The sequence below is a fragment of the Comamonas fluminis genome (genome assembly GCF_019186805.1).
Taxonomy (GTDB): Bacteria; Pseudomonadota; Gammaproteobacteria; order Burkholderiales; family Burkholderiaceae_C; genus Comamonas; species Comamonas fluminis.
Map to the genome: position 1 here is coordinate 1,956,120 of NZ_CP066783.1, position 26,957 is coordinate 1,983,076.

The following is a 26,957-nucleotide window of genomic DNA, read 5'->3' on the forward strand; positions in this document are numbered from 1 at the left end:
GCGTGCAGCACATGGTTTTGGGGGCTCAGGCCATAAACTGGAGGCCATGACCTCTGTTGCTTCTTCCGCCCGCCTTTCCATGAACCCCGTTGCTCTGGGCCAGAGCGATCTGCGTGTCAGCCCCATCTGTCTGGGCACCATGACGTTTGGCGAACAGGTCGATGAGGCCGAAGCCCATCGCATCATGGACCGCGCGGTGGAGCGGGGTGTGGACTTCTTCGACACGGCAGAGATGTACGCCGTGCCCGCCCGCGAAGCCACATTTGGCGCGACCGAAACCATCATCGGCAACTGGCTCAAGGCCCGCCCTGGCATGCGTGACCAGATCACGCTGGCCAGCAAGGTGGCAGGCCCGTCGCGCGGCATGCCCTGGATTCGTGCCAATGCAGGCATGTCGGCCCAGGATATGGTTCAGTCCTGCGACGCAAGCCTCAAGCGCCTGCAGACCGAGGTCATTGACCTCTACCAGATTCATTGGCCAGAGCGTCATGTGCCTGCTTTCGGCAGCATGTACTACGACCCGAAAAAAGAGCACTCGCTCACGCCTATTCACGAACAGTTGCAGGCGCTGGCAGGTCTGGTCAGGCAGGGCAAGATTCGCCACATTGGGCTGTCCAACGAAACGCCTTATGGCGTGCATGAATTTGTGCGCCTGGCCGAGCAGCACGGCCTGCCGCGTGTGGCAAGCACCCAGAACCCGTACTGTCTGGTCAACCGCAGCTATGAAAATGCGCTGGATGAGACCTGCCAGCGGCTGGACGTGTCTTTGCTGGCCTACTCCCCGCTGGCCTTTGGCCTGCTGACGGGCAAGTTCGACCAGTTCGCGCCGACCGAGGCGGGCGCGCCCAAGGACTCGCGCATCGGGCGCTATGAATCGGTGCAAAAGCAGCGCTGGGGCCGCCCGGATGCGCTGGCTGCCGCACGCCGCTACAACGCGCTGGCGCGCCAGCATGGCATGACGCCGGTGCAGATGGCGCTGGCGTTTTGCTACACCAAATGGCAGGTGGCCAGCACCATCATCGGCGTGACTTCAGCGGCGCAGCTCGATGAAGACCTCAATGCCTGGGGAACCGAACTCAGCCCTGAGTTGCTGACCGAGATTGACAAGATCCGCTGGGAAATGCGCGACCCTGCGGTTTGATGCTGTAATTGGCCTCTAGCGTATATCAGTCATGCGCTAGCAGCTATCAAAATAGAACCATGGCAAAAAAAGACAAAAGCGCCCATGTGAGCGAGACACCGGCCACGCAGATGCTCAAGGCTCACAAGGTGGAATTTACCGAGCACCCTTATGAGTATGTGGAGCATGGCGGTACCGAGGAATCTGCCCGGCAGCTGGGGCTGGATGAGCACGCAGTCGTCAAGACGCTGGTCATGCAGGATCAGGATGCCAAGCCGCTGATCGTGCTCATGCACGGCGACTGCAAGGTGTCCACCAAGAATCTGGCCCGCCAGATTGGCGCCAAAAGTGTGGAGCCCTGCAAGCCCGAAGTGGCCAACCGCCACAGCGGCTATCTGGTGGGCGGCACTTCGCCGTTTGGCACCAAGCGCGACATGCCTGTCTATATAGAGGACACGATTCTGGAGTTGCCGCGCATTGCCATCAACGGCGGCCGGCGCGGCTATCTGGTGCAACTGGCTCCCAAGGTTTGTACTGATCTGCTCAATGCCCAGCCCGTGCATTGCGCGCTGGCAGAATAGGGACCTAGCCTGCCGGGGCGTGTGAGACGCCTGGCGGGAAAAGCTCAAACAACAATAAGGGCCAGTTTCTGGCCGAGGAATTCCTTTTGAACGCCCTCTATCCTGTGATTGCCGTCGTGGCGGCCTATCTGATCGGTTCTCTGTCTTTCGCCGTCATCGTCAGCCGCGTCATGGGCCTGAATGACCCGCGTACCTATGGCAGCGGCAACCCTGGCGCGACCAATGTGCTGCGCTCTGGCAGCAAGGCGGCAGCGGCTGTCACGCTGCTGCTGGACGCACTCAAGGGTCTGGTGCCCGTGCTGCTGGTCAAGCTCTTTGGCGAGCATTTCGGCCTGGGTGACAGCACGCTGGCGCTGGTGGCGCTGGCCGCGTTTCTGGGTCACTTGTATCCCGTTTTCTTCGGTTTCCAGGGCGGCAAAGGCGTGGCCACCGCACTGGGCGTGCTGCTGGGCATCAGTGGCTGGCTGGGTCTGGCGACAGCGCTGACATGGCTGCTGATTGCCGTGTTTTTCCGCTATTCGTCGCTGGCTGCGCTGGTGGCTTCGATTTTTGCCCCTGTGTATTACGTGCTTTGCAGCGGCATTGTGTGGAACGCTGAAACGCCAATTACCGTGGCCATTGTCGTGATGGCCATGCTGCTGATCTGGCGTCACCGCGAGAACATTCAGCGACTGATGGCGGGCAAGGAGTCCAAGCTGGGTCAGAAAAAGGCCGATGCGGGTAAACCTGCAGCCCCTGCCGAGCGAAATGCAAGCAAGGGTAAGCGTCGCTGAGCCCAAGCCTTGGGCGAGGGACTGCATGTAATACTCGGCATCACAGTCCTCTTGCACAGGGCTTGTGATGTTTTTTCACTCCATCCCCATTTCAGTCAACGCTTTAAGCTCTCAATAAAATAGCAAAACAGTATGGCCTCCAGCCCATCGCAGCGTGATTACAGCGCTCCCTGTCCTGGTTGTGGTGCACCGGTCCATTTCAGCAGTGCGCAGGCCAGCTTTGCCGTCTGCGAGTTTTGCCGCAGCACCGTGGTGCGTGATGGGGAAGTGCTCAGGCGCATTGGCTCCATGGCCGAAGTGTTTGAGGACTACAGCCCGCTGCGCATAGGCGCCTCGGGCATGTTCAAGCGTGACGGCAAGCCCGAACCCTTTACCCTGGTGGGCCGCGCCCAGTACAAAAGCGGTGCGGGCAACTGGTCCGAATGGATTGCCACTCTCAGCAATGGAGAGCTGGCCTATCTGAGCGAAGACAACGGCAGCTTCATCTTTGCGCTGCCCTGGACTCCTCCGGGCTGGGATGTCAAAGCCTTCTCACCCCAGCAGTGGCGCATGGGGCGCGAAGTTGCCGCAGGCGCAGACTCTTTCACCGTCACCAGCATTCAGGATGCGCAGCTGATGGCCGCGCAGGGAGAGCTGTCACAACTGCCAGAGCTGGGCAAAAGCTTCAAGCTGGTGGAGCTGCGCAACGACAAAAACCAGATTCTGTCGCTGGACTTCAGCGGCAAGCAGCCCAGTTTTACGCTGGGCGTGCCGGTGCAGCTGGAAGGCCTGCAGATGCAGGGGCTGCGCGATGCGGCCACCAAGAAGGAGGAGGGCCGTCACTTCAACTGTCCCAAGTGCGGTGCCGTGGTGCCGGTGCGTTTTGACAGCACCAAGGCCCTGAGCTGCCCGAGCTGCGGCAGCCTGATTGATATGTCTAAGGGCATGGGCAGCGAGCTGAGCTTTGCCGAGCAGCGCCGCAAGGTGCGGCCGCTGATTCCCATGGGCACCGAGGGCACGCTGGATGGCCTGAAATGGCAGGTGGTGGGCTTTCAGCGCCGCGAAGGCCGAGGACTGGGCGAGGATGAGGACGACAGCTTTGTCTGGGACGAGTACCTGCTCTATAACAAAAAGGCGGGCTTTTCCTTCATCGTGGATTCAGAGGACGGCTGGAGCACGGCCCGCGTGGTCAGCGGTGCCCCCAAGCTTTCCAAGAATGGCGGCACGGCGACCTATCTGCAGCGCAAATATCAGCGCGACTATGCCTATCTGGCCGAGACGCAGTACGCCGAGGGCGAGTTTTACTGGCCTGTCTTCAAGGGGCAGAAATCCAGCAATGTGGACTACGCCGATAGCGGCAAACAGTCCACACTGGCAATGGAGACGGCCAGCAACGAAACGACCTGGACCCATGGGCGGCGTGTGTCGGCAGATAGCATCAGCCTGGCGTTTGGCGTGGGCAAGCTCAAGGACCGCTCTCAGGTCGGCCCGGTCAGCGGCAGCGGCTTCAGCTGGGGCACGATTGTGTTCTGGCTGTGTGTGCTGCTGTTCCTGTCGCCCTTGCTGCGTGCCTGCATATCCAGCTCCAATTGCGACCCGCGCACCGACCCCGATTGCAGCTATAGCCGCTCCAGCAGCGGCTCCTATGGCGGCTATACCTCTGGCGGAAGCCACAAATAACGACCTGTATCTCATCAGAGGAGAGAGATTATGTTTGCCTGGTTCAACCCCCAGAATTTCTTTGGCTCCATCATTTACGCGCTGGTGGGCGTAGTGGTGTTCTGGCTGTGTTTCATCATCATCGACAAGATCACCCCCGTGGATATGTGGGCCGAGATTGTGGAAAAGCACAACAAGGCGCTGGCCATGGTGGTGGCTGCCATGTGTCTGGGCATCAGCATCATTGTGGCGGCGGCGATTCATTGAGGCACCCCCTGAGCGGCTTTGCCGCTTCCCCCTAGCCGGGCGCCCCTCTCTGCTTCGCGGAGGGGGACGACAGCTTTGCTGCGCGGCGGTGCTTGCTCGCTGCCTCTGAGTTGGGGTGTGCCAGTTTTGAGGGGGTGGCACGTTTTTGAAAACAAGGCGGATAGATGACTTCGACGGTGGCTGAGGCGGACGACGCTCGCCAGGGGCCACGGCCCATTGATGTGGCGCTGTTGTTCAGCGTGTTTGTGATTGCAGCCTGTGGCCTGCTTTATGAGCTGGCTGCTGGCGCACTGGCGTCCTATTTGCTGGGCGATTCGGTGCTGCAGTTCTCCACCATCATCGGCACCTATCTGTTTGCGATGGGCATTGGCTCCTGGCTTTCGCGTTATTTTGAAGAGCAGTTGCCCGCGCATTTTCTGCGGGTGGAGCTGATGGTGGCGCTGATCGGTGGTGCCTTGCCTGCCGTGCTGTTTCTGGCCAATGCCTACGCGCCAGGCGCGTTCCGGTTCTTGCTCTATGGCCTGGTGATGGTGGTGGGCACTCTGGTGGGGCTGGAGATTCCGCTGGTGATGCGCATCTTGAAGCGCAATGCCTCACTCAAGGATCTGGTCTCCAAGGTTTTGACCTTTGACTATCTGGGCGCACTGGCCGTGTCGCTGGCCTTCCCGATTGTGCTGGTGCCCAAGCTGGGGCTGGTGCGCACAGGCCTGCTGTTTGGCTTCATGAATGCGGCGATTGCCGTGTGGGCGCTGGTGCTGTTCAAGCAGGAGCTGCGCAACCTGCGGGCCCACGCCTGGGCCTGCGCCATTGTGATGCTGACGCTGGCGCTGGGCGTTTTCGGTGCCGATCATCTGACCCGACTGGCGGACGATCATTTCTACCAGGATCGCATTGTGCTGAGCAGCAGCTCCCCCTATCAGCGCATTGTGGTGACACAGGGCCGCCAGGGCGCGCGCCTGTACCTGAACGGCAATCTGCAGTTTGCCCAGAGTGATGAGTATCGCTATCACGAAGCGCTAGTACATCCCGCCATGGCAGCGCACGGTGCTCCCAAAAAAGTAGCGGTTCTGGGTGGTGGCGATGGCATGGCGGTGCGCGAAGTGCTCAAGTACCCCGGCGTGCAAGCAGTCACACTGGTGGAGCTGGACCCGGCCATGACAGACCTGTTTCGCGGCAACGCCATGATGACTGCGCTCAACAGCAATGCGCTCAACGACCCTCGGGTCAGCATCGTCAACACCGATGCGTTTCACTGGCTGCAGCAGGCCAGCGACACCTTTGACGTCATCATCGTGGACTTCCCCGACCCGACCAATTTCGCCATTGGCAAGCTGTTCACCAACAGTTTTTATGCCTTGCTGGACAAACGCCTGGCGGCCAGCGGCTATGCGGTGGTGCAGACCACATCGCCGCTGATTGCGCGGCGCAGTTTCTGGACGGTGGCCACCACCATCGAATCCGTGGGGCTGACGGCCACGCCGTACCACGCCCATGTCCCCAGCTTTGGTGAGTGGGGCTTTGTGCTGGCCAGCCACCGTCCCTGGCGCGAGCCAGAGGCGCTGCCTGAAGGTCTGCGCTTTCTGAGCCTGCCAACGCTGCGCCTGATGTTTGACTTTCCGCTGGACATGGCGCGCGTGCCCACCGAGGTCAATCGCCTCTCGAATCAGGTGCTGGTCAACACCTATGAGAGGGAATGGGGCAAGGTGGAGCATTGATGGCGGGCGATCTGCATCGCCGCGACTGGCTGAAAGTGGCCGGGGCCGGGCTGGCTGGGGCGGCAGGCATTGGCGTGCTGTCCGGCTGCCAGCCTGCAGCGCCCGCGCTGGCTGACTTACCCGGTGGTTTCATGGGCGTGGCGCTGGAGCGCGGGCATAGCCTGCGCCCCTTCTGGCAGCGACTGGCCCAGGGAATCGAGCTGCCTGCACCGGCGGCAGTGCACCGTGCCCCGGTGGTGATAGCGGGCGGCGGCATGGCAGGGCTGGCGGCTGCGCGGGCGCTGGAGCTGGCGGGCGTGCAGGAGGCTGTGCTGATAGACACCCAGACGGCGATGGGCGGCAATAGCCAGGGCGGTCAGCTCAAAGGCATTGACTGCCCGCTGGGGGCCCACTATCTGCCGGTGCCCGGAGATTCTGCGCAGGAAGTACAGGACTGGCTGCAGGAGCTTGGGCTGCGAAAGCAGGTTGCAGGGCGCTGGCAATACGACGAGCGCTATCTTTGTCATAGCCCTCAGGAGCGGCTGTATCTGGGCGGCCAGTGGCAGGAAGGCCTGCTGCCGGTGCATGGCGTGGGGGCGCGAACCCTTGCGCAATACGCACTTTTTGAGCGGTGCATGAATACGGCCATGGCCGAAGCCGCATTTGCCATGCCATCCATCCGGGTCTGGCAGCGTGAAGGGAAGCTGCCCGAGGCGCATGCGCGTCTGGATGCGCAGCGTTTTGACCACTGGCTGGCCCAGCAGGGGCTGGATGATGAATACCTGCTCTGGTATCTGAACTACTGCTGCCGCGACGACTTTGGCGCGGGCATTCACCGTGTGTCGGCCTGGGCGGGCCTGCATTACTTTGCCAGCCGCCATGGCTTTCATGCGCCGCGTGCGGCAGACGATTTCCACCCGGATGAAGATGGCGAGCAGGTGCTGACCTGGCCGCAAGGCAATGGCTGGCTGTCGCAGCAGCTGGTTCACAGGCTCAAGGCCACGCAGCTCAACACCGATTGCAGTGTGCTTTCCATCACCGATGGGCGAGATGGCGTGCAGCTGGATGTATGGCACCACGGCCGACAGCAGCACGAGCGCTGGCTGGCCGAGCGCTGTGTGGTGGCCCTGCCCAGCTTTGTGGCAGCGCGTGTGCTGCGCAACCCGCCAGATTTTTTGCGCACGGTTGCGCAGCGGCTGGACTGGGCGCCCTGGCTGGTGGCCAATATTCATATCGACCGCCAACTGGCCGACTATCCGGGGGCTGAACCCGCCTGGGACAATGTGCTGTACCAGGACGGGAACCAGGGCGGCCTGGGCTATGTGGATGCAGGAAGCCAGCGGCTGGACCGCATCAGCCGTCAGCCCACGGTGCTGAGCTATTACCAGGCGCTGGGAGACTGGGAGCAGGGGCGCCAGCAGCTGCTGGGCCAGCCCTATGAATTCTGGCGCGAGCGCATTGTGGGCACGCTCAGCGGGCCGCACTCTGATCTTTTGCTGCGCGCCACGCGCATGGAAATCACCCGTTACGGCCACGCCATGCCAATTCCGCGCGTGGGCGATCAGCAGGTTTTGAGTCAGATTGCCTTGCAGTCCAATAGCAATAAGCGCAGGGTGCTATTAAATGGTGAGCATTTGGAGCTGTTACCGGCACCGGTTTCGGGCCGGCTGGTCTTTGCGCATTCCGACTGGGCAGGCTATTCAGTGCTGGAAGAAGCCTTTACCCGTGGTCACCATGCAGGCCTGTGGGCCGCGCAGCTCTCATGAAGCGCCCAGAACCTTGCTGCCCGGCAGCTTGACCATGCGGTAGAGCGAGGCGCTGCCACGTGCGCTGTGCACACCCAGCTGGGCCATGGAACGCAGGTCCAGATCCAGCGTCAGCGACGAGCGTGACAGGCCTGAACTGATTTGCGGCTTGCGGCTGGCCATATGCAAGATGGGCGGGTACAGGCCATGGCCCTCGGGGTCGATCACACTGGCAATCTGCGGCTCAGCGGGGTTGGGGCCGCGCCGCAGCACCACGGCGATTTCGCCATTGTCCAGCTGCACATAAGTGCCTGGGGGGTAGAGGCCTACGACTTCGATCAGTGCCCGCTTGACCTCATCGGCATACTGCTGGCCTTGCTGCAGTATCTGCAGCGATTCGATGGCCGAGCGGCCACCACGCGTCTTGCGCGGGCTGATCAGGGCTGCATAACGATCGACAGTGCCCAGAATGCGCACCAGCCGCTGCACAGGCTGCAACTGCGCCAGCGGCACAGGCGGCAGAACTTCGTGGTGGTATTGCACGGTTTCCAGCCACAGCGCATCGCGCACCAGCAGGCGCTCCAGCAGCACGCGGCCTTCCATGGGGTGTAGCTTGACCTGCTCTGACTGCACGGAAGAAAGCGGCTCGCGCTGCTCGGCCAGCTGGTTTTGTAGGGCCGTCATGCCGATGTTCATGGTTAGCGCCGCCTGAATCAGCGTGTCGCGCTCTGTCTGCGGCAGGTTCAGCAGCTTGGACAGCACATGGCACAGGCTGGCGCAAACCAGCGCGTGAGAGGGGCTGTATCCCACGGTGGTGGACGCCGCGCGCTGAAACATCAGATACAGCGCTACATCGGTGTCGTGGCTGATCAGATCCTGCAGCCACAGGTCTATCTGCTGCAGCTTGGGCGTGAAGCCCGGCATGCGCAGCGGCTCGCTCAGCAGCACGGAAAGCGCGGATTCCAGGTCTGACCACAGACCCAGCAGATCTTCATAAGGCTCGTCGTAGCGTGCTTGCATGGAATGGCTAGCGTAACAGGCTGTGCATCAGCGCCGCTCCAGCACCATCTCGGTGCCCTTGCGCGTCATCTGAAAGTGAGAAAGCAGGCTGTTGCCCAGCAGCACATAGGGCATGGATTGCGGCGCGACGATGGCTTCCACGTCGTAGATATCCATCTCGCCAATGCGCACACTGGCCAGCTTGATGCGCCAGCCCTGCGCATTGCCATTGGCTGTGCGCATCATGACGGGCGTGCCTTGCTCAAAAGCCAGGCCCATGCGTTCGGCATCCGCTCGGCCGATGGCTACAGTGCTGGCGCCGGTGTCCACCATATACTGCATGGTCTTGCCGTTGATCAACCCCCGGTCAATGAAATGGCCGCGGGAATCAGCCTGAAGTACGAGTCGGTTTGAGCGCGAGGCTCCATTGGCACCACCCCGGCTGCCGATGCTGACCGGGGCTTCACCCAGGCGCAGCGTCTGGCGCTGGCCTTTGACATCAACCACGGCGCTGTCGCCGTTCAGCTGCAGCAGGCGCACACCCTGATGGCTCTCATTGGCTGCCAGCGCCTTGGGAGCACCGCCATCCACCACCAGCAAGGCCTTGCTGCCCAGCACGCCAGTCAGGGCCACGGATTGGGCATGGGCACTCATGGATGCCATGAACATGGCGATACTGATGCAGGCGATGCTTGGGCGAGAGATGCCAAGCAAGGGCCGTCCCGCCGCGTAGGCATCGTCCCCCTCCCGCGTAGCGAGAGAGGGGGAAGCAGCGAAGCTGCTCAGGGGGAGTTTCATTCAGTCTCTGAAGTTATTGAAAGACAGAGGATGCTCCGCCAGATCCTTGCGGATCAAGGCCATGGCAGCCTGCAGGTCATCGCGCTTGGCACCGGTCACGCGCACTTTGTCTTCCTGAATGGCAGCCTGCACCTTGAGCTTGCTTTCCTTCATCAGCTTTTGCAACTGCTTGGCCAGATCGGACTCAATGCCGTTCTTGACCTTGATGACCTGCTTGACCTTGTCGCCGCCCACTTTCTGGACTTTCTGGATATCCAGGAAGCGCACATCCACGTTGCGCTTGGTCAGCTTGTTGCGCAGCAGGTCTTCCACTTGCTGCAGCTGGAATTCGGCGTCACCGAACATGGTGATTTCCTTGTCCTTGAGCTCCACAGCGGCCGAAGTGCCCTTGAAGTCAAAGCGCGTGCCAATTTCCTTGGTGGCGTTGTCAACGGCATTCTTGACTTCAACGAAATCGGCTTCGCAAACGGTGTCAAAAGAAGGCATGAGGCATTTCCTATCAAATTCAATGTGAAACAAGTCACAGTGCGCTTACACAATGAACAAGTGCTTGTCTGCAGCAAGGCAGGCGCAGTGCGACAATTGGATGGATGTTAGTCGAGAAAAATGTTCCCCTGCAGCATTGCAACACCTTTGGCATTGCCGCGCGTGCTGAAACATTGGTGCGTATCCGCAGCCAGGAAGACATTCGCCAGTTTCTGAACGACCCTTTATGGGGCCGTCAGCCGGTGTTTGTGCTGGGTGGTGGCAGCAATGTGGTGTTGACCGGTGATGTTGCGCCTGTCGTGCTCAAGATGGAAATCATGGGCAAGCGGCTGCTTCGCGAGACGGAAAAGCACTGGATTGTGGAAATCGGCGCAGGCGAGCGCTGGCACGATATGGTGGCCTGGACGCTGGCGCAGGGCTACACAGGGCTGGAGAACATGGCGCTGATTCCCGGCACCGTGGGAGCTGCGCCCGTGCAGAACATTGGGGCTTATGGGCTGGAGCTTCAGGATCGCTTTGATTCGCTGGATGCAGTGGATCTGGCCACGGGCGAGCAGTTCAGTCTGGAAGCGGCTCAATGCGCATTTGGCTATCGCGATTCGGTGTTCAAGCATGAGCCTGCCCAGCCCAAATACTGGCCGGTGACTGCCGGCGCTGCCATGCCGCTTGGTCTGGGTCTCAAGGGCAGGGCCGTGATTACCCATGTGCGTCTGGCTTTGCCCAAGGCCTGGAAGCCTGATCTTGGCTATCTGGATCTGCAGCGCAAACAGGCTGAAAAAGGCATTGAGCAACCCAACGCGCAACAAATCTTTGAATGGGTCTGCGAGATTCGCAGTGCCAAGCTGCCCAACCCCGAGGTGATTGGCAATGCGGGCAGCTTCTTCAAGAACCCGACGGTGACGCCTGAGCAATGCGCGGACATCATTGCGCGGGAGCCCAAGATTGTGCATTACCCCATGGATGATGGCTCCATCAAGCTGGCTGCAGGCTGGCTGATTGATGCCTGTGGCTGGAAGGGCAAGACCATGGGCCGCGCTGGCGTTTATGACCGGCAGGCGCTGGTGCTGGTCAATCGTGGGGACCGCCATAGCGCCGATGGCAGTGTGACCGGGGGCGAGGTCATGACGCTGGCCAAAGCCATTCAGACCAGCGTGTACGAGCGCTTTGGCATCCGGCTGGAGCCTGAGCCTGTGGTGATCTGATACGCAGAATGCAAAAAAGGGTCCCGAGGGACCCTTTCGCATGGCTGCTGGGAGCGGCTTACTTCCAGAAAGCGGGGTGCAGCGAGATGCCTTCGATGCGATAGGGTGCCTGAGGCTCGATCGCGAACTCCAGGGGCACATAGCCCTTGGTGCAGTTCAGCAGCACGCTGGTGGCAACAGGGGTGCCAGTCTGCATGCGGCCAGCAACCTGGCAGCTGCCCACGCCGGTGCGCACGGTGTCCAGAGCCTTCTGAACGCTGTCCACAGGAGAGTTCTGCAGGAACTTCTCGGAGAAATTGTTGGCTGCAATCTTGGACTTGCCTTCGAGGGCAGTCGTAATGGCCTGCACGCGCTTGCGCAGCGCAGCTTCAGCCGCAGCGGCATCCACATTGACAGCAGGTGCTGCGTCAGCCGCGCCTTGGGCTGCATTGGCAGCTGGAGCTGCAGGCTGCTGAGCCTGCGCGGAAGTGATGAAACCAGCCGATGCCAGCAAGGCTGTCAGATAAAGCGCCTTGGATGTCTTGGAGAAAACCATTCGTTGAACCTTTCGTCAAACAACCCCGTCACTGTAAACCTTCTGCAAGCAAATCTGTGCAAGACAGAAGGCCGTTTTTGATACCAGCTGAAAGATAAATATGGCTGCTGTCCGACAAGTCAGGGTTACTGCCTGCAAAACTCGCCATGGCACTGCCTAAAATCTGCTGCAGTGCAATAGTTGAATTGAATTTGGGTTTTGCCCCATAACCACGGAGGAGTTCCGATGTCCGAAAGCCCTGAGGGTGCAGCCCAGCGCGTTATCAAAAAATACCCGAATCGCCGTCTCTACGATACAGATACGTCTTCCTACATTACCCTGGCAGAAGTCAAGCAACTGGTGATGGACAGCGAGCCAGTCATCATCAAGGACGCCAAGACTGGCGAGGATTTGACGCGATCCATCCTGCTGCAGATCATTCTGGAGGAGGAAGCTGGTGGCGCACCCATGTTTTCCGAGGCAATGCTGGCCAACATCATCCGCTTTTATGGGCATGCCATGCAGGGTTTCATGGGGACCTATATCGAGAAAAATGTGCAGATGTTCACGGACTTCCAGAGCAAGATGGCCGAGAACTCTCAGGGCATGAACCCTGAAGCCTGGAAGCAGTTCATGGGCATGCAGCCAGCCGCCATGCAGGCCATGATGGGGCGCTATATGGATCAATCGCAAAACATGTTTACGCAGATGCAGGAGCAGATGCAAAAGCAGGCAGACCAGATGCTGGGTGTGTTTGGTATCAAGCGCTGAGCCAGCAAGCTCAGACCGAACGCTGCAAGCGGGCCAGGTGCCCGCTTTTTTCATGCAATGGCCCATCTAGTCCCATTTGACGATGTTCTTGCCCAAGCGCAGCCGAACAATGGTTCGTCGCTGCAAGAGCTTTGAAGCAAAAGCCGCAGCTGGCAAAGAATGTTCGTTGGAAGAAGGTGCATCCATATGAGGATGCGCCAAAGGAGACTGAGGATGACGGTAGGAATGGGGTCACGTGTACTGGTGGCCTGCGCGGCGACGGTGTTGATGGGTTCGGTCTGGGCGAAGGCGTCGCCCGACGAGGTGGCAAAACTGGGCAAGTCTCTGACCTGTACCGGTGGTGAAAAAGCGGGAACGGCAAGCGGTGTTCCCGAGTTCACGGGTAAATGGCTGGGCACGCCACCGGGCGTGCAATACACGCCGCATGCGGGTCAGCATCCTGTAGACCCTTATGCGAATGAAAAGCCGCTGTTCACCATTACGGCTGAGAACCTCAGCCAGTACGCTGAGCGCCTGAGCCCGGGGCAGAAGGCCATGTTTGCCAAGTACCCCAAGACTTACCGCATTCCTGTGTATCCCGGTCATCGCGACTTCCGCTTCTCTGATGCGGTGTGCGCAGCAGCCAAGAAGAATGCTGAAAATGCCGTGCTGGATGCTGATGGACTCGGTACCGAAGGCGCAGTCAAGGGTGCGTTGCCCTTCCCGATTCCCAAGAACGGCCTGGAGCTGACGTTCAACAATCTGCTGCCATCGCGTGCGTTTACCGAGCACACGCTGCGCGACAACGCCAATGTGCTGGCCGACGGCAGCATCGTCTGGGGTCGTGCAGACAACAAGGCATTCAGCCAGGTCAATGACCCTGCCGCAGTTGGTCAGCCTCTGACCAGCCCCATGTCTCAGGGCACCAATGCCGTCAAGCTGCCTGAGCGCGAAAAAGGTGGCGTCAGCGTGGTTTCTGAGCCCGTGGAGTTTGGCAAGGAAAAGCGCCTGGGCTGGAGCTATGACCCCGGCACACGCCGCGTGCGTCAGATTCCTGAATATGGTTTCGACCAGCCTCTGTCTGGCACAGGCGGCAAGCTGACGATTGATTCGGACCGCCTCTTCAATGGCTCGCCCATTCGCTACAACTGGAAGAGCCTGGGCAAAAAGGAAATCTACGTTCCTGCCAATGCCTACAAGGTGCACTCCAATACCGTGAAGTATGCAGACCTGCTCAAGCCAGGTCACGAGAACCCCGACTTCATGCGCTATGAATTGCGCCGTGTCTGGGTGCTGGAAGCCACGCTCAAGGACGGCTACCGCCATATGTTTGGCAAGCGCGTGCTCTTCCTGGATGAAGACACCGGCCAGGCGCTGATGAGCGATTACTACGATGTGCGCGGCCAGCTTTGGCTGCATGCGCTGGTCAATCACTACTACGCGTTTGACGCCAAGATCTGGCATGCAGGCACCAGCTTCTATCACGACCTGAACTCTGGCAGCTATGTGGCATACAACCTGTTCCAGGAGCGTCCTCTGGGCCCTGTGCTGAACAAGGGCAATATGAATGCTTCCATGTTCACGCCCGAAGCGGCTCGCAACGCTGGCAACTGAGCACCATGGCAAGGCAGCACTCAAACCCTGTCTTGCCATGACACCGAGGAGGCGCAATGCGCCTCCTTTTTCGTGGGCATTGAATCAACAGGCCGGCCCGGGCCTATAACAACTTGTGAGGAGACAGAATATGGCAGATCGTCTGCAGGGAAAGATTGCATTGGTGACTGGTGGCGCCAGCGGCGTTGGGCTTGAAGTGGTCAAGCTGCTGCTGAGTGAAGGTGCCAAAGTGGCCTTCAGCGATCTCAATGAGAGCGCAGGTCAGCAACTGGCCACAGAGCTGGGTGAGCACGCATTGTTTTTGCGTCACGACGTCAGCAGCGAAGCCGACTGGAAAAGCGTGGTGGCCGCTGTGCAGCAAAAGCTGGGTGCCATCAATGTGCTGGTCAACAATGCTGGCATCCTGCTGCCAGGCGACATGGAAACAGGCCGGATTGAAGACTTCAGCCGCCTGCTCAAGATCAATACCGAGTCGGTCTTTCTCGGCTGCCAGCAGGGCATTGCTGCGATGAAAGATGGCGGCGGCTCCATCATCAATATGGCGTCGGTGTCCAGCTGGCTGCCCGTGGAGCAGTACGCGGGCTATAGCGCGAGCAAGGCCGCCGTTTCTGCACTGACGCGTGCCGCTGCACTCAATTGCCGCAAGCAGGGCTATGCAATTCGTGTGAACTCCATTCACCCGGATGGCATTTACACGCCGATGATGCAGGCTTCGCTGCCCAAGGGTGTCGTCAAGGAAATGGTGCTGCACAATGCCAAGAACAACCGTGGTGGTCGTGCTTACATGCCAGAGCGTATTGCGCAGCTGGTTCTGTTCCTGGCCAGCGATGAATCCAGCGTCATCAGCGGCAGTGAACTGCATGCCGACAACGCCATTCTGGGCATGGGACTCTAAGCGCTCTTAGAGCAAGAAAAAAGGCCTTGAATTTCTTCAAGGCCTTTATCTTTGGCGGAGCAGGCGGGATTCGAACCCGCGGTGGGCTATTAACCCACACACGCTTTCCAGGCGTGCGACTTAAACCACTCATCCACCGCTCCACGCGATATCTGGACACTTCTTTTGGAGAAGTAAAAAACCAAGCTCTGCAGCTTGGTTTTAATTTGAATGGAACAGGTGCAATTGTACACAGCTTTTGAGACGCTCCAGAGAAATTGCACGATTTGCGCTGCAAAGCGATGGATCGTTGTGTGAGTAAGGCGTGGCCTTGCCGACGAGGTGTAGCGATTTTTAACGGACGCCTGCACAGGCCATGGCGTAAAACTGCGCAAGTGCCATGAAACGGCTGAGATCGTTTCATGCTGATCTTCCATTAATTTCTTGGATTCACATGTCTGATTTCGTTTTTGCCCATGAGTTGAATGACGAGGCTTTTGAGGCCGCTCGCGCGCGTTTTGTGCGTGAAGAGGCGCAGAGCTGGGTACAGGTTCAGATGCGGCCTGCGGAGTATGCTGTGGCGGGCGTTTGCAGGATGCTTGGCCTCAGGCTGGATGCGCAAGGGCAGTCCATCACCATCGATGCTGAAGGATTCGAGCAGCAGTTGCGAGATGTATTGGCCGAGGGTGACGTAGTGCCTGATCGTTACGTCGCGTTGCTGCAGCAGCGACTGCCGCTGCTGGCAAAGCCGTCGGCGCAAACCTTGCAGCGCTTCTTTCCGGAGAGTCACGAGGATGATGTGATTGAAGTCACTCGTGTGCTGCAAGGCCTTGATCGCAGTGCGGAGGGCGAGGCTTTGCTGCAGGCGATTGCGAAGCGGTATGAGCACTATCTGCAAGCGGCCCGCAGCGACTATAGGCAGCAGACGGAGAGTCCGCGCTGGTTTATAGAACTGAGCAACGACTGGGAGATTAGCTATCACCAGGATGGCTCGGTTGCCGAGGACCCGCAACTGGATTGAAGCGCTTGGGTCAGGCTAGCCGCATGGAAGTGCTCTTGCCGGGAGATTTGCCAGAGCCGGTGTGGGTAGCTGGGCTTTGCTGCACCGAACCCGGTGAACATCCTGGTTGTTCTTGGGCACTCTGGAAATAGAAAAAGGCCTTGAGTATCAAGGCCTTTTTGAAATCTGGCGGAGCAGGCGGGATTCGAACCCGCGGTGGGCTATTAACCCACACACGCTTTCCAGGCGTGCGACTTAAACCACTCATCCACCGCTCCGTGTGTTGAAGCCGCTATTCTAACCAGAAATTACGGCCTCAAAAGGAAAGTGCAGCAAGTTCTTTGCTGCACCCACGGAAAAATCCAGTGAATCAGGCGCTCTTGCCGACCTGCACCATCTTCATGGCGGATGCAATGAGGCCTGAAACCTCGGTCATGTTGGCAGGGATGACCAGTGTGGTGTTGGAGTCCGCAGCCACCTTGCTATAGGCCTCCACAGCGCTTTCTGCCACCTTGAGCTGAACGGCTTGCTCGCCACCTGGCTGGCGGATAGCGGTGGCAACACGCTCCAGTGCCTGGCCAGTCGCTTCAGCCACGGTGGTGATGGCAGCAGCTTCACCCTGGGCCTTGTTGATGGCGGCTTGCTTTTCACCTTCGGAGCGAGCGATGAACGCCTCGCGCTCGCCAGTGGCGATATTGATCTGTTCCTGGCGGCGGCCTTCAGATGCTGCAATCAGTGCGCGCTTTTCGCGCTCTGCGGTGATCTGGGCCTGCATGGCGCGCAGAATTTCATTGGGCGGCGTCAGGTCCTTGATTTCATAGCGTAACACCTTGACACCCCAGTTCAGAGCGGCCTCATCAATGGCGTTGACGACCTGCGCATTGATCATGTCGCGCTCTTCAAAGGTCTTGTCCAGTTCCAGCTTGCCGATCACGCTGCGCAGCGAGGTCTGGGCCAGTTGCGTCACGGCCATGATGTAGTTGGACGAGCCGTAGCTGGCGCGCATGGGATCGGTTACCTGGAAATACAGAATGCCGTCCACAGTCAGCTGCGTGTTATCGCGGGTGATACAGACCTGGCTGGGCACATCCAGCGGGATTTCTTTCAGGCTGTGCTTGTAGGCAACGCGATCCACAAAGGGAATCAGAAAGTTCAGGCCAGGTGTGAGGGTGCCAGCGTATTTGCCCAGGCGTTCCTTGATCCATGCATGCTGCTGAGGCACGACTTTGATCGAACGCACGATGAAGATGATGGCAATGATGGCGATGGCGAGAGGGACTGCGAATTCCATATTGTCTCCAGCCCTTGAGGGCACTGATTTGAAGAAGAGGGTGAGCTTTTTCTAGAGGCCCAGCATAGCCTGTGCCTGGAGGCTGAAGTGCTCAGACTTTGTCAACAAGCAAACGGTTACCAATGACCTCGGCAACGCGGTGTATGCCTTGCAGGGGCAGTGCACCCGGGCGAACCATCACCGTCCAGTTGGCGCCGCGGTAACGCACCTGGGCAGTGCCGTCGGAGTTCCACTGTTCAATGTTGATGGTTTCCCCGACATCCATGTTGACGTCGCGATTGCTGGAGGCCGGCAGTCTGCGGGGGCTGCGTTTGCGCAGAAAGTAGCAGGCAAGTACCGCAACGGAGCCCAGCAGTGCGGCTGCCACAATCTGGGCCACAGTGCCGAGGCCGAGGTAGGAAGCCAGCGCCCCAACAATGGCGCCCACGGCCAGCATCAGAAGATAGAAAGTGCCTGTCAGCAGTTCTGCAATGACCAGCACGCCTGCAAGTAACCACCAAGCGGTGGAATGGTCCATATCCCGGCTCCTCTTGTATGCATGTATTTAGTCCGCCACATTCTGGGTTAAAAACGTCATGTTTCAAAGCCGCAATAAGGATATTCCTTACACTTCGCGGCTGTTTCGTTTTTTTAGGCCTGATTGGTACGGAGGCTGTCCATGAAGTTTCGCTTTCCCATCGTCATCATCGACGAGGACTATCGTTCCGAGAATACCTCGGGACTGGGCATTCGTGCCCTCGCACAAGCCATTGAAGAAGAGGGCTTTGAAGTTCTGGGTGTGACCAGCTACGGCGACCTGAGCCAGTTTGCACAGCAGCAAAGCCGTGCCAGTGCCTTCATTCTGTCGATCGACGACGAAGAGTTTCAGCTGGGTGGCGACAAGGATCCCATCATTCACAGCCTGCGCGACTTCATCGGTGAAGTGCGCCGCAAGAATGAAGATGTGCCCATCTACATCTACGGTGAAACCAAGACCAGCCGCCACCTGCCCAACGACATCCTGCGCGAGCTGCACGGCTTCATCCACATGTTTGAGGACACGCCCGAGTTCGTGGCCAAGCACATCATCCGCGAGGCCAAGAGCTACCTCGAAGGCGTGCAGCCTCCGTTTTTCAAGGCGCTGCTGGACTATGCCGAAGACGGCTCGTACAGCTGGCACTGCCCCGGTCACTCGGGCGGCGTGGCCTTCTTGAAGAGCCCTGTGGGCCAGATGTACCACCAGTTCTACGGTGAAAACATGCTGCGTGCTGACGTGTGCAATGCCGTGGAAGAGCTGGGCCAGCTGCTGGACCACAACGGCGCGATTGGTGAATCCGAACGCAATGCCGCGCGCATCTTCAATGCCGATCACTGCTACTTCGTGACCAATGGCACGTCGACCTCCAACAAGATCGTCTGGCACCACACCGTGGCCCCGGGCGACGTGGTGGTGGTGGACCGCAACTGCCACAAGTCCATCCTGCACTCCATCATCATGACGGGTGCGATTCCGGTGTTTCTGAAGCCCACGCGCAATCACTTCGGCATCATCGGCCCTATCCCGCAAAGCGAGTTCTCGGTCGAATCCATCCAGGCCAAGATTGCGGCCAACCCGCTGCTCAAGGGCGTGGATGCCAAGGCCGTCAAGCCCCGCGTGCTGACGCTGACGCAGTCCACCTACGACGGTGTGCTGTACAACACCGAAACCATCAAGGGCATGCTGGACGGCTATGTGGCCAACTTGCACTTTGATGAAGCCTGGTTGCCCCACGCCGCCTTCCACCCCTTCTATGGCAGCTACCACGCCATGGGCAAGAAGCGCGCGCGTCCCAAGCATTCCGTGGTGTACGCCACCCAGTCCATCCACAAGCTGCTGGCCGGTATCAGCCAGGCATCGCATGTGCTGGTGCAAGACAGCCAGACCGAAAAGCTGGACCACCCGTTGTTCAACGAGGCGTATCTGATGCACACCTCGACCAGCCCGCAGTACAGCATCATCGCCAGCTGCGATGTGGCCGCCGCCATGATGGAGCCGCCCGGAGGCACTGCGCTGGTGGAAGAGTCGATCGTTGAAGCGCTGAACTTCCGCCGTGCCATGCGCAAGGTGGAAGACGAGTTCGGTGACGACGACTGGTGGTTCGAAGTCTGGGGCCCCGAGGCGCTGGCCGAGGAAGGCATTGGCCGTGCGGATGACTGGATCATTCGCGGCAAGGATGCCTCTACCAAGACCAAGGCCAAGAAGAGCGGCAAGGAGTTCGACAACTGGCACGGCTTTGGCGATCTGGCCGACGGCTTCAACATGCTGGACCCGATCAAGTCCACCATCGTCACCCCCGGCCTGGATCTGGATGGCGACTTTGCCGACACTGGCATCCCCGCGTCCATCGTCACCAAATACCTGGCCGAGCACGGCGTGGTGGTGGAGAAGACGGGCCTGTACAGCTTCTTCATCATGTTCACCATCGGCATCACCAAGGGCCGCTGGAACACCATGCTGACGGCGCTGCAGCAGTTCAAGGATGACTACGACCGCAACCAGCCGCTGGCGCGCATCCTGCCCGAGTTCGTGCAGCAGCACCGCCGCTACGAGCGCATGGGCCTGAAGGATCTGTGCCAGCACGTGCACGAGCTGTATGCCAAGTACGACATCGCCCGCCTGACGACCGAGATGTACCTGTCGGATCTGAAGCCCACGATGAAGCCTTCGGACGCCTACGCCCACATCGCCCAGCGCAAGACCGAGCGCGTGGAGATCGACCATCTGGTGGGCCGCACCACTGTGGGTCTGGTCACGCCTTACCCACCCGGAATCCCGCTGCTGATTCCTGGCGAAGTCTTCAACAAGAAGATCGTGGACTACCTGCTGTTCGCCCGCGAATTTGCCAAGGTGGCCCCGGGCTTTGAGACCGATATCCACGGTCTGGTGGAGCTGGAAGGCGAGGATGGCGAAATCCGCTACTACGCAGACTGCGTGGCAGAGCCTAAGCCCAAAGCTGTGCCTGCCAAGAAGGCGTCTGCCAAAAAAGTAGCCGCCAAGACCGCGCCCAAAGCAGCGGCCAAGCCTGCAGTTAAAGCTCCCGCCAAGGTCGCAGCCAAAGCCGTGGCCAAGCCCGCTGCAAAAAAGGCTGCGAATAAAAAGGAGCCCACTGGCAAGGATGCGTAAGTCGCAATTGCCGCAGCCAGGCCTGCGCACAAGATTCAGGCGACTGTGCGGACCGGTAATTCCGGCCCGTTTGAGCGCATGATCTGAACGTCGTTTGCCGGTAGCGAAAAGCCCGAGGTGTTTGGCACCCCGGGCTTTTTTACGATGGATAAAGAATGATGGCTATTTCTTCTGCGAAACAAAAAGCGCTGCTCTGGAAAGGACTGGCTCTGCTGAGCATTGGCTGGGCCTTGTTTGTGCTGTGGGGCTGTCTCAACGAGACCGGTGCCAGCGGCGGTTTGATCCTGCGCCTGTTCCCGTTTTTACGTGGCTTTGGCTACACGGACAAACTGGTGCATGCAGGCTTGCATGGTGTGCTGGCCAGCCTGCTGTGGTGGACAGGTGTGACTTGGGCCGAGGCAAAAAATCGGCGCTGGACGCTGCGCCGTGCCCTGACTGTGGTGCTGCTGTGCGCCGCTTATGGCGGTGCCATTGAGCTGCTGCAGGCTGGCTTCACCACCACGCGTGGTGCAGAGTGGCTGGATGAGCTGGCCAACACCACGGGGGCGATGGTGGCTGTGCTGTTCTGGCAGACAGTGAAACGGTGGTGCTTCAAAAAAGATAGCTGATAGCGCATGTGGTGCAAAGGCTTCTGATCGAAATGATTTGAAACTCAATCTCGCCGCAAGCAGGCCGCTACCTTCTTAGATGTTTTCTGGCTGCCCCTGGGCCAGTGCCTGTGCCTGCTCAAGGCTGTAGCCCAGAGCGGTCAGAATCTCCAGGCTGTGCTCGCCCAGCTTTGGGGGTGACAGGCGCACCTCAAGGTGCTTTCCATTGAGCGTCAGCGGCAGCAGCACAGTTTTGCTGTCGCGCCCGTCGGGCAAGGTGATGGGAGCCAGCGCACCGGTGGCGTTCAGGTGGGGGTCGTCCATCAGGTCATGCGGGCGCTTGATGGGGGCAAACGGAAGACCTTTTTCTTCAAATACCTGGGCAATGTGTGCGGCGGTGTATTGCGCCATTGTTTCGCGCAGCAGTGGTATCAACCAGTTGCGCGCCTGCACACGGTCGTTGTTACTTCCAAGGCGCGGATCGTTGCGCAGTTCCTGCAGCTCAAAGGCTGCACAGAACTGACGCCATGCGCCATCACTGACCACGGCCAGGAAAATCTGTTCGCCGTCTTTGACTTCGAAGACGTCATAGATGGCCCAGGCCGAAATACGCGCGGGCATGGGGGCTGCGGGCTTGCCCGTCACCGCAAACTGCATCATGTGCTGGGCAATGAGAAACACATTGTTCTCGAACAGCGCACTTTGCACTTCCTGGCCTTTGCCTGTTTTTTCGCGCTGGGCCAGGGCCGCCATGGCACCCATGGCGCCAAACATGCCGCCCATGATGTCGTTGACGCTGGTGCCCGCGCGCAGCGGATCGCCGGGGCGACCGGTCATATAGGCCAGGCCCCCCATCATCTGCACGACTTCGTCGAGCGCAGTGCGGTGGTCGTAAGGCCCGGGCAAAAAGCCTTTGTGGCTCACATAGATCAGGCGGGGAAATTGCTCTTTGAGGCTGTCATAGTCCAGTCCCAGCTTTTTCATGGTGCCGGGTTTGAAGTTTTCGGTCACCACATCGGCCGTGGCGATCAGCTTGAGCGCGGCTTCTTTGCCTTCGGGCGTTTGCAGGTCCAGTGTCAGGCTTTTTTTGTTGCGGTTGAACAGCGGGAAAAAGCCCGCGCCTGACCCAAGCAGCTTGCGCGTGGCATCGCCATTGCGGCCATGGCCTACGGGCTCGACCTTGATGACCTCGGCACCCAGGTCGGCCAGCATCAGGCCGCAGCTTGGGCCCATGACCATATGGGTGAACTCCACGACGCGCACACCGGCGTAGGGCAGTGGGGCTGTGCTGTTTTCTGGGGATGGGGTTGAAGCGTGCATATTCATAACTGTTCTATTTTTGGGGTTCAGACGGCGCTGCGGAGGGCATAGGCGTGAGGCTTAAAGCCTTTGGGCAAGCCTGCAGGCGGCAGCATGCCGTACAGCGCCTCGCCGGGCAGGCCCCGGGCCAGCGTGTTTCGCGCAGTCAGCAGTCGCTCAATGTCTATGCCGGTGCGCAGTCCCATGGCTTCAAACATAAAGACCAGGTCTTCCGTGACCACATTACCCGAGGCGCCAGGCGCATAAGGGCAGCCGCCCAGGCCAGCCTGGGAGGAGTCAAAAGTGCGCACACCTGCTTCATAGGCAGCAAGGCAGTTGGTCAGACCCAGGCCGCGGGTGTTGTGCATATGGGCGGCGCCAGCCTGGTTGCCCAGCTCGCTGCGCAGCCGCGTAAACAGGCGCTTGACCTGCGCGGGGTTGGCCATGCCCGTAGTGTCCGAAAGGCCAGACTCATCAGCGCCAGCTTGCACGCAGGCCACCGCCAGGGCGATTACATCGTCTTCGGGCACCGGCCCCTGAATCGTGCAGCCAAAAGCCGTGGAAATACCGGCTTCAATATGCACTTGCGGCGCAATTTCATCGCGCAGGGCCGTAATAGCGCGCACCTGTTCCAGCATCTGCTCGGGTGTCTTGCGCACATTGGCCATGGAGTGGGCGGGGCTGGCCGATACCGGCAGGGTGATCTTGTGCGCACCGGCGCGCATGGCAGCTTCGGCGCCCTTGATGTTTGGCACCAGCGCCATGATGGTGACGCTCGCATGGCGTATGGCGTGCTGCACCACTTCGGCCGCATCGGCCATTTGCGGCAGCAGCTTGGGCGAGACAAAGCTGCCCACTTCAATCTCCTGCACGCCAGCCGCCACCAGCGCGTCAATCCACGCGCATTTATCGGCGGTGGCCATGGTGGTGGCAACGGACTGTAATCCATCGCGTGGGCCAACCTCACTGATGAGCAGGTCGAATTTATGAATTGTGGACATGGGGTGCCTGACGACTTTGGGTTGCAGTGCTTGTCTGATGCAAGCTGCAGTGCTTTAATGGCGTTCTATCTAATAGAACTAAATTCTTTCTATTGAAATATTGCAATGCGCTTCGCAAGGCTGTCAAGTCTTGAGCCGAGCTGCTTTGCTTTTTGCTTGTGCTTTTTCTGGAGCTCTATTCATGCCGCGCAAATCGCAGACGGAATCTCTGGCCGATGAAAACGCCGCCCCCGGTGGAGTGGCTGCAGTGGATCGGGTCTTGAGCCTGTTGGCGGCTTTTCAGGATGGCGATGCGGCGCTGAGTCTGGCGCAGCTGGCTGAACGCACGCGCCTGTACAAAAGCACGGCGCTGCGCCTGCTGGCTTCGCTGGAGCATGGGGGCTGGGTGCAGCGTCAGGACGATGGCCGTTACGCCGTGGGGGCGGCGGTGAGCCGGTTACATACGGTCTATGAGCAAAGCTTTTCGCTGGACAAGCTGGTGATGCCGGTGCTGAGGGCCTTGGTCAAAGCCACGGGCGAGAGTGCTGCCTACCATGTGCGACAGGGCCGTGAGAGGCTATGCCTGTACCGGGTCGATTCGCCGCACCCTGTGCGTGACCACGCTCGCGCTGGTGATCTGCTGCCGTTGGGCAAAGGGGCGGGCGGGCGTGTGCTAGTGGCTTTTGATGCAGAACTGGGCGACTGGCTCAAAAAGGACCGAAACCACTATGCGCGTGTGCGCGCCGACGGTTATGAAGCTCTGGTGGGTGACCGCCATAGCGAGATTGCGGGAATCTCTGCCCCCGTGTTTCGCAAGGATGGTGAGCTGGCGGCTGCGCTGACGCTGACCATGCCTGTGCACCGCTATGACGAGCGCTATGTCAAAAATGTGCTGGAAGCGGCGCGTGAACTGAGCGCGAAACTGTGATGAAAAAAGTGGCTCAAGTGCCTGTCTGATATGCGGTATCAGCTATTGATTTGAGAGTTATCTGTCTTGCTGGCTACTTCTCTGGCTCAAAACCGGGCTCATTACGCACGCGCATGAAACGTGCAAAGCGCGGCAGGCCGCTTTTCTCATGCAGACCCTGATAGCGGTAGGTGACCCAGCTGCCAAGGGCCGGCGGGCTTTTGCGCAGCTCGGCAGTCAAACCTGAGCCCAGCGCAAACTGGCGCCCATCGGGGCTTTGCACCAGCAGCGATCCCGTCATACCCTCCCACTGGCCGCGGCCGGGTTTGTAGCCAATCACGCGGGCTTCGGCATCTTCAAACGGTTTGAGCTTGAGCAGGTCGTCGCTGCGCCCTGAGCGATAGGGCGCCCTGCCTTTGTGTAGCATCAGGCCTTCTCCGCCGCCTTTCACAACTTGTGCAAGCCACTGCTGCAGTTCGGCATCGCTGGCCAGCTTGCGTTGCTCCACGGCCTGCACCCAGCTCTGGTTGATGGTACGCACCGTGCTTTGCAAAACTGGCAGGCGCTGGTCAAAGCTGCCCCCAGCGGCTGGCATGTCGAAGACCATATAGCACATCTTGCGCCAGGCAGCATCATCGGGCTGCGCCTGCGCCGTAGTCGATTGCGCATGACCGAATTGCCCACGCCCGGCCCACAGCTCGCCATCCATGGGTGTGCCCGGCCAGCCTGCGGTAAACCATGCGGGCGCGGCAATCGGGACGCCGCCCCGGCTGATGAGCTGGCGCCCATTCCAGTAGCCGCGTACCCCATCGTATTTTTCGCTAACCCAGTAGTCCTGCAGTGGCAGGTCCTTGCGCCAGACATGGGCGAGCATCAACGAGGGCGCGGCGGTTTGTGCACCAGCAAAACTGAGCCAAAGACCCAGGAATACAAGCAGCAAAAATTTGTGCAGCCAGGATAGTCGATGCATGACGGCTCCCGCGTAGTGGCCTTGGTGCATGGTAGGCAGTCGGGTTGGAGTTGTCGATCAGCCGCAGAAAACAAAAAAGCCGCCAGCACAATCGCAGGCGGCTTTTTGGGATGAGGGTGGTTTACTGCTCGTCGCGCACAATCACCGCGCAGCCAATGCGCCCACCAGCATTGCCAGTGGGCTGGGTCACGTAGTCATCAGGGTTGGCGTGCACGATCAGGCCGCGGCCCACGATGTTGCCGGGGCCGGCCAGCAGGGTCAGGTCGTTCGATTCCATGTTCAGCTTGGCCACGCCGTTGGAGTCGGCCTTGAGGCTGGGCAGGTCACCCATGTGGTGCATGGCGGCGTCATATTTGCCGTGCTGGCCTTGTGCGGGATTGAAGTGACCACCTGCGGCATTGCCGTTGTCGGCGCAGTTGCCCAGTTCGTGAATATGGAAGCCGTGCTCAGAATTGGGCTTCAGGCCGCTGATGACAGCGTTGAGCACCACTTTGCCGCCTGGCTTTTGCGTGAACACGACATCGCCCTCCACCTTGCTACCGCTGGTGGGCTGTACCTTGGCAACGGCCTTGGCGGGCTTGGGGTCGGTGGTGCTGCAGGCGGTCAGGGTCAGTGCTGCTGCGCTCAGTGCTAGAAGAATGATTGGGTTTGTCATGGTGCTCCCTTGCGTAGATGGTCAATAGTTAATGCTCACAAAGCCTGTTCACCATATCTGCTGCTTGCAATGGCCCGTGTAGGGCAAGGGCGGCGCTGTATTTCAGCCAAGTTCAGCCAAGCGACTTTCATGCGGGCATGAAAAAGCCCCGTCAGGCCGGTGGCGCTGACGGGGCTGGAAGGCTGGGGCAGACTCAGACTTGGTCAGCCGACAGGCCTGCAGTCTGGCTGAAGCCGCCATCCACATAGGTGATCTCGGCGGTCACACCAGAGGCCAGATCGGACAGCAGGAAGGCGGCCACATTGCCCACGTCTTCGATGGTCACGTTGCGGCGCAGAGGGGCAGCGTCGGCCACGCGGCCCAGCAGCTTGCCGAAGTCCTTGATGCCCGAGGCAGCCAGGGTCTTGATGGGGCCGGCAGAGATGCCGTTGGCGCGGATGGCGCGGCCGTCTTCGGTGCGGCCCACGGCTTCAGCCAGGTAGCGCACGGAAGCTTCCAGCGATGCCTTGGCCAGGCCCATTGTGTTGTAGTTGGGGATGGAGCGCAGCGCGCCCAGGTACGACAGTGTCAGCAGTGACGACTTGTCGTTCAGGTAAGGCAGAGCAGCCTTGGCCATGGCGGGGAAGCTGTAAGCGCTGATGTCGTGAGCGATCTTGAAGTTTTCGCGGCTCAGGCCATCCAGGAAGTTGCCGGCAATGGCTTCGCGGGGCGCAAAACCGATGGAGTGCACAAAACCGTCGAACTTGCCCCAGGTCTGGCCCAGGTCGGCAAACAGCTTCTCGATTTGCTCGTCGCTGCCCACGTCGCAGTCAAACACCAGCTTGGAGTTGAAGTCGGCAGCAAACTCGGTGATGCGGTCCTTGAAGCGTTCGCCCACATAGCTGAAAGCCAGCTCTGCGCCTTGTTCGTGGCAGGCCTTGGCAATGCCGTAGGCGATGGAACGGTTGGACAGAACGCCTGTGATCAGCAGCTTTTTACCGGCGAGAAAACCCATTGTTATTCTCCAAGAAGGATTGAAAGAGAGGCTGCGCCGTTTGTGGCAACGGCGCCATGCATGTGAAATGGATGCCT

At 59.7% G+C, this 26,957-nt stretch carries 26 protein-coding genes and 2 tRNA genes; 15 read left to right on the forward strand and 13 right to left on the reverse strand.

Translation table 11 applies throughout. From position 1 onward, the window contains the following. Positions 1–79 precede the first annotated feature (79 nt). From JDW18_RS09365 to JDW18_RS09395, 7 genes are all read left to right on the forward strand, one after another. Complete coding sequence (locus JDW18_RS09365; RefSeq protein ID WP_218243838.1) at positions 80–1,141, forward strand: aldo/keto reductase; 1,062 nt, start codon at positions 80–82, stop codon at positions 1,139–1,141. Positions 1,142–1,200: 59 nt separating this feature from the next. After that, positions 1,201–1,701, forward strand: a complete 501-nt coding sequence (ybaK, locus tag JDW18_RS09370) for a Cys-tRNA(Pro) deacylase (protein WP_218243351.1) — start codon at positions 1,201–1,203, stop codon at positions 1,699–1,701. 86 nt (positions 1,702–1,787) lie between these two features. Next, positions 1,788–2,474 carry a glycerol-3-phosphate 1-O-acyltransferase PlsY gene (plsY, locus tag JDW18_RS09375; protein ID WP_218243352.1) on the forward strand — a complete coding sequence of 229 codons (687 nt, stop codon included), beginning with the start codon at positions 1,788–1,790 and terminating at the stop codon, positions 2,472–2,474. 132 nt (positions 2,475–2,606) lie between these two features. Next, entirely contained in the window at positions 2,607–4,133 is a 1,527-nt protein-coding gene (locus tag JDW18_RS09380) for a DUF4178 domain-containing protein (RefSeq protein WP_218243353.1), read from the forward strand. A gap of 30 nt (positions 4,134–4,163) precedes the next feature. Next, positions 4,164–4,379: a DUF350 domain-containing protein gene (locus JDW18_RS09385; RefSeq protein ID WP_218243354.1), complete on the forward strand. Its 216-nt coding sequence runs from the start codon at positions 4,164–4,166 to the stop codon at positions 4,377–4,379. A gap of 164 nt (positions 4,380–4,543) precedes the next feature. After that, complete coding sequence (locus JDW18_RS09390) at positions 4,544–6,094, forward strand: polyamine aminopropyltransferase (RefSeq protein WP_218243355.1); 1,551 nt, start codon at positions 4,544–4,546, stop codon at positions 6,092–6,094. After that, a complete protein-coding gene (locus JDW18_RS09395; RefSeq protein ID WP_218243839.1) occupies positions 6,094–7,839 on the forward strand; it encodes an FAD-dependent oxidoreductase in 1,746 nt (581 codons plus the stop codon). Before JDW18_RS09390 ends, JDW18_RS09395 begins: the two co-directional genes overlap by 1 nt. On the opposite strand, the gene JDW18_RS09400 is transcribed toward JDW18_RS09395, so the two are convergent. The 3 genes from JDW18_RS09400 to JDW18_RS09410 all read right to left on the reverse strand — a co-directional run bounded on the left by JDW18_RS09400 (position 7,834) and on the right by JDW18_RS09410 (position 10,101). Beyond that, positions 7,834–8,838 carry an HD-GYP domain-containing protein gene (locus tag JDW18_RS09400; RefSeq protein ID WP_218243356.1) on the reverse strand — a complete coding sequence of 335 codons (1,005 nt, stop codon included), beginning with the start codon at positions 8,836–8,838 and terminating at the stop codon, positions 7,834–7,836. The two genes, JDW18_RS09395 and JDW18_RS09400, sit on opposite strands and share 6 nt — an antisense overlap. A 27-nt stretch (positions 8,839–8,865) precedes the next feature. Further along, positions 8,866–9,480 (reverse strand): retropepsin-like aspartic protease family protein, encoded by a 615-nt coding sequence (locus JDW18_RS09405; RefSeq protein WP_218243840.1) that lies wholly within the window; start codon positions 9,478–9,480, stop codon positions 8,866–8,868. Positions 9,481–9,615: 135 nt separating this feature from the next. After that, on the reverse strand, positions 9,616–10,101 hold the full coding sequence (locus JDW18_RS09410; protein WP_218243357.1) for a YajQ family cyclic di-GMP-binding protein: 486 nt from the start codon (positions 10,099–10,101) through the stop codon (positions 9,616–9,618). A 104-nt stretch (positions 10,102–10,205) separates the two neighbouring features. Here JDW18_RS09410 and murB point away from each other — a divergent pair, with 104 nt between their 5' ends. After that, positions 10,206–11,303, forward strand: a complete 1,098-nt coding sequence (gene murB, locus JDW18_RS09415; protein WP_218243358.1) for a UDP-N-acetylmuramate dehydrogenase — start codon at positions 10,206–10,208, stop codon at positions 11,301–11,303. Between the two features lie 58 nt (positions 11,304–11,361). Here murB and JDW18_RS09420 read toward each other — a convergent pair whose 3' ends face one another. Continuing rightward, the gene (locus JDW18_RS09420; RefSeq protein ID WP_218243359.1) at positions 11,362–11,838 is read right to left on the reverse strand and encodes a hypothetical protein; all 477 of its coding nucleotides are present in this window, start codon (positions 11,836–11,838) and stop codon (positions 11,362–11,364) included. A 225-nt stretch (positions 11,839–12,063) separates the two neighbouring features. On the opposite strand from JDW18_RS09420, the gene phaR reads away from it, so the two are divergent. The 3 genes from phaR to JDW18_RS09435 all read left to right on the forward strand — a co-directional run bounded on the left by phaR (position 12,064) and on the right by JDW18_RS09435 (position 15,076). After that, entirely contained in the window at positions 12,064–12,588 is a 525-nt protein-coding gene (gene phaR / locus JDW18_RS09425) for a polyhydroxyalkanoate synthesis repressor PhaR (protein WP_218243360.1), read from the forward strand. Positions 12,589–12,801: 213 nt separating this feature from the next. Beyond that, the gene (locus tag JDW18_RS09430) at positions 12,802–14,181 is read left to right on the forward strand and encodes a DUF1329 domain-containing protein (protein ID WP_218243361.1); all 1,380 of its coding nucleotides are present in this window, start codon (positions 12,802–12,804) and stop codon (positions 14,179–14,181) included. Between the two features lie 130 nt (positions 14,182–14,311). Further along, complete coding sequence (locus JDW18_RS09435; RefSeq protein WP_218243362.1) at positions 14,312–15,076, forward strand: SDR family oxidoreductase; 765 nt, start codon at positions 14,312–14,314, stop codon at positions 15,074–15,076. A gap of 52 nt (positions 15,077–15,128) precedes the next feature. On the opposite strand, the gene JDW18_RS09440 is transcribed toward JDW18_RS09435, so the two are convergent. Beyond that, a tRNA-Ser gene (locus JDW18_RS09440) sits at positions 15,129–15,219 on the reverse strand. Between the two features lie 236 nt (positions 15,220–15,455). Here JDW18_RS09440 and JDW18_RS09445 point away from each other — a divergent pair. Further along, on the forward strand, positions 15,456–16,076 hold the full coding sequence (locus JDW18_RS09445) for a hypothetical protein (protein ID WP_218243363.1): 621 nt from the start codon (positions 15,456–15,458) through the stop codon (positions 16,074–16,076). 166 nt (positions 16,077–16,242) lie between these two features. Here JDW18_RS09445 and JDW18_RS09450 read toward each other — a convergent pair. The 3 genes from JDW18_RS09450 to JDW18_RS09460 form a co-directional block, all read right to left on the reverse strand. Continuing rightward, positions 16,243–16,333: transfer RNA gene (locus JDW18_RS09450), tRNA-Ser, on the reverse strand. A gap of 92 nt (positions 16,334–16,425) precedes the next feature. After that, positions 16,426–17,346: an SPFH domain-containing protein gene (locus tag JDW18_RS09455; protein WP_218243364.1), complete on the reverse strand. Its 921-nt coding sequence runs from the start codon at positions 17,344–17,346 to the stop codon at positions 16,426–16,428. A 91-nt stretch (positions 17,347–17,437) separates the two neighbouring features. Next, positions 17,438–17,863, reverse strand: a complete 426-nt coding sequence (locus JDW18_RS09460; protein ID WP_218243365.1) for an NfeD family protein — start codon at positions 17,861–17,863, stop codon at positions 17,438–17,440. Positions 17,864–18,004: 141 nt separating this feature from the next. On the opposite strand from JDW18_RS09460, the gene JDW18_RS09465 reads away from it, so the two are divergent. Together JDW18_RS09465 and JDW18_RS09470 are read left to right on the forward strand one after the other, a co-directional pair. After that, on the forward strand, positions 18,005–20,488 hold the full coding sequence (locus JDW18_RS09465; RefSeq protein WP_218243366.1) for an arginine/lysine/ornithine decarboxylase: 2,484 nt from the start codon (positions 18,005–18,007) through the stop codon (positions 20,486–20,488). A gap of 158 nt (positions 20,489–20,646) precedes the next feature. Then, the gene (locus JDW18_RS09470; RefSeq protein ID WP_246610411.1) at positions 20,647–21,096 is read left to right on the forward strand and encodes a VanZ family protein; all 450 of its coding nucleotides are present in this window, start codon (positions 20,647–20,649) and stop codon (positions 21,094–21,096) included. A gap of 75 nt (positions 21,097–21,171) precedes the next feature. Here the strand turns inward: JDW18_RS09470 and JDW18_RS09475 are convergent, their stop codons facing one another. Both JDW18_RS09475 and JDW18_RS09480 read right to left on the reverse strand, forming a co-directional pair. Beyond that, the gene (locus JDW18_RS09475; protein WP_218243368.1) at positions 21,172–22,395 is read right to left on the reverse strand and encodes a CaiB/BaiF CoA transferase family protein; all 1,224 of its coding nucleotides are present in this window, start codon (positions 22,393–22,395) and stop codon (positions 21,172–21,174) included. Positions 22,396–22,421: 26 nt separating this feature from the next. Then, positions 22,422–23,375 (reverse strand): hydroxymethylglutaryl-CoA lyase, encoded by a 954-nt coding sequence (locus tag JDW18_RS09480; RefSeq protein WP_218243369.1) that lies wholly within the window; start codon positions 23,373–23,375, stop codon positions 22,422–22,424. A 181-nt stretch (positions 23,376–23,556) separates the two neighbouring features. Here JDW18_RS09480 and JDW18_RS09485 point away from each other — a divergent pair, with 181 nt between their 5' ends. Beyond that, complete coding sequence (locus JDW18_RS09485; protein WP_218243370.1) at positions 23,557–24,282, forward strand: IclR family transcriptional regulator; 726 nt, start codon at positions 23,557–23,559, stop codon at positions 24,280–24,282. A gap of 73 nt (positions 24,283–24,355) precedes the next feature. On the opposite strand, the gene JDW18_RS09490 is transcribed toward JDW18_RS09485, so the two are convergent. The 3 genes from JDW18_RS09490 to fabI form a co-directional block, all read right to left on the reverse strand. Next, complete coding sequence (locus JDW18_RS09490) at positions 24,356–25,231, reverse strand: DNA ligase (RefSeq protein ID WP_218243371.1); 876 nt, start codon at positions 25,229–25,231, stop codon at positions 24,356–24,358. A 121-nt stretch (positions 25,232–25,352) separates the two neighbouring features. Further along, positions 25,353–25,886 carry a superoxide dismutase family protein gene (locus tag JDW18_RS09495; RefSeq protein WP_218243372.1) on the reverse strand — a complete coding sequence of 178 codons (534 nt, stop codon included), beginning with the start codon at positions 25,884–25,886 and terminating at the stop codon, positions 25,353–25,355. Positions 25,887–26,079: 193 nt separating this feature from the next. Beyond that, positions 26,080–26,880, reverse strand: coding sequence for an enoyl-ACP reductase FabI (fabI, locus tag JDW18_RS09500; protein WP_218243373.1), 801 nt, complete (start codon positions 26,878–26,880; stop codon positions 26,080–26,082). Between the last annotated feature and the right edge of the window lie 77 nt (positions 26,881–26,957).

Excerpts from the sequence above, each read along its gene's own strand:
- JDW18_RS09395 (WP_218243839.1), top strand. The coding sequence starts at position 6,094 with ATGGCGGGCGATCTGCATCGCCGCGACTGGCTGAAAGTGGCCGGGGCC.
- JDW18_RS09485 (WP_218243370.1), top strand. The coding sequence starts at position 23,557 with ATGCCGCGCAAATCGCAGACGGAATCTCTGGCCGATGAAAACGCCGCC.
- JDW18_RS09410 (WP_218243357.1), bottom strand. The coding sequence starts at position 10,101 with ATGCCTTCTTTTGACACCGTTTGCGAAGCCGATTTCGTTGAAGTCAAG.
- phaR (WP_218243360.1), top strand. The coding sequence starts at position 12,064 with ATGTCCGAAAGCCCTGAGGGTGCAGCCCAGCGCGTTATCAAAAAATAC.
- JDW18_RS09445 (WP_218243363.1), top strand. The coding sequence starts at position 15,456 with ATGAAACGGCTGAGATCGTTTCATGCTGATCTTCCATTAATTTCTTGG.
- JDW18_RS09480 (WP_218243369.1), bottom strand. The coding sequence starts at position 23,375 with ATGTCCACAATTCATAAATTCGACCTGCTCATCAGTGAGGTTGGCCCA.
- JDW18_RS09390 (WP_218243355.1), top strand. The coding sequence starts at position 4,544 with ATGACTTCGACGGTGGCTGAGGCGGACGACGCTCGCCAGGGGCCACGG.
- JDW18_RS09405 (WP_218243840.1), bottom strand. The coding sequence starts at position 9,480 with ATGGCATCCATGAGTGCCCATGCCCAATCCGTGGCCCTGACTGGCGTG.
- fabI (WP_218243373.1), bottom strand. The coding sequence starts at position 26,880 with ATGGGTTTTCTCGCCGGTAAAAAGCTGCTGATCACAGGCGTTCTGTCC.
- JDW18_RS09460 (WP_218243365.1), bottom strand. The coding sequence starts at position 17,863 with ATGGACCATTCCACCGCTTGGTGGTTACTTGCAGGCGTGCTGGTCATT.
- JDW18_RS09380 (WP_218243353.1), top strand. The coding sequence starts at position 2,607 with ATGGCCTCCAGCCCATCGCAGCGTGATTACAGCGCTCCCTGTCCTGGT.
- JDW18_RS09365 (WP_218243838.1), top strand. The coding sequence starts at position 80 with ATGAACCCCGTTGCTCTGGGCCAGAGCGATCTGCGTGTCAGCCCCATC.
- ybaK (WP_218243351.1), top strand. The coding sequence starts at position 1,201 with ATGGCAAAAAAAGACAAAAGCGCCCATGTGAGCGAGACACCGGCCACG.
- JDW18_RS09475 (WP_218243368.1), bottom strand. The coding sequence starts at position 22,395 with ATGCACGCTTCAACCCCATCCCCAGAAAACAGCACAGCCCCACTGCCC.
- murB (WP_218243358.1), top strand. The coding sequence starts at position 10,206 with ATGTTAGTCGAGAAAAATGTTCCCCTGCAGCATTGCAACACCTTTGGC.
- JDW18_RS09490 (WP_218243371.1), bottom strand. The coding sequence starts at position 25,231 with ATGCATCGACTATCCTGGCTGCACAAATTTTTGCTGCTTGTATTCCTG.
- JDW18_RS09435 (WP_218243362.1), top strand. The coding sequence starts at position 14,312 with ATGGCAGATCGTCTGCAGGGAAAGATTGCATTGGTGACTGGTGGCGCC.
- JDW18_RS09465 (WP_218243366.1), top strand. The coding sequence starts at position 18,005 with ATGAAGTTTCGCTTTCCCATCGTCATCATCGACGAGGACTATCGTTCC.
- JDW18_RS09470 (WP_246610411.1), top strand. The coding sequence starts at position 20,647 with ATGGCTATTTCTTCTGCGAAACAAAAAGCGCTGCTCTGGAAAGGACTG.
- JDW18_RS09495 (WP_218243372.1), bottom strand. The coding sequence starts at position 25,886 with ATGACAAACCCAATCATTCTTCTAGCACTGAGCGCAGCAGCACTGACC.
- JDW18_RS09430 (WP_218243361.1), top strand. The coding sequence starts at position 12,802 with ATGACGGTAGGAATGGGGTCACGTGTACTGGTGGCCTGCGCGGCGACG.
- JDW18_RS09420 (WP_218243359.1), bottom strand. The coding sequence starts at position 11,838 with ATGGTTTTCTCCAAGACATCCAAGGCGCTTTATCTGACAGCCTTGCTG.
- JDW18_RS09385 (WP_218243354.1), top strand. The coding sequence starts at position 4,164 with ATGTTTGCCTGGTTCAACCCCCAGAATTTCTTTGGCTCCATCATTTAC.
- JDW18_RS09455 (WP_218243364.1), bottom strand. The coding sequence starts at position 17,346 with ATGGAATTCGCAGTCCCTCTCGCCATCGCCATCATTGCCATCATCTTC.
- JDW18_RS09400 (WP_218243356.1), bottom strand. The coding sequence starts at position 8,838 with ATGCAAGCACGCTACGACGAGCCTTATGAAGATCTGCTGGGTCTGTGG.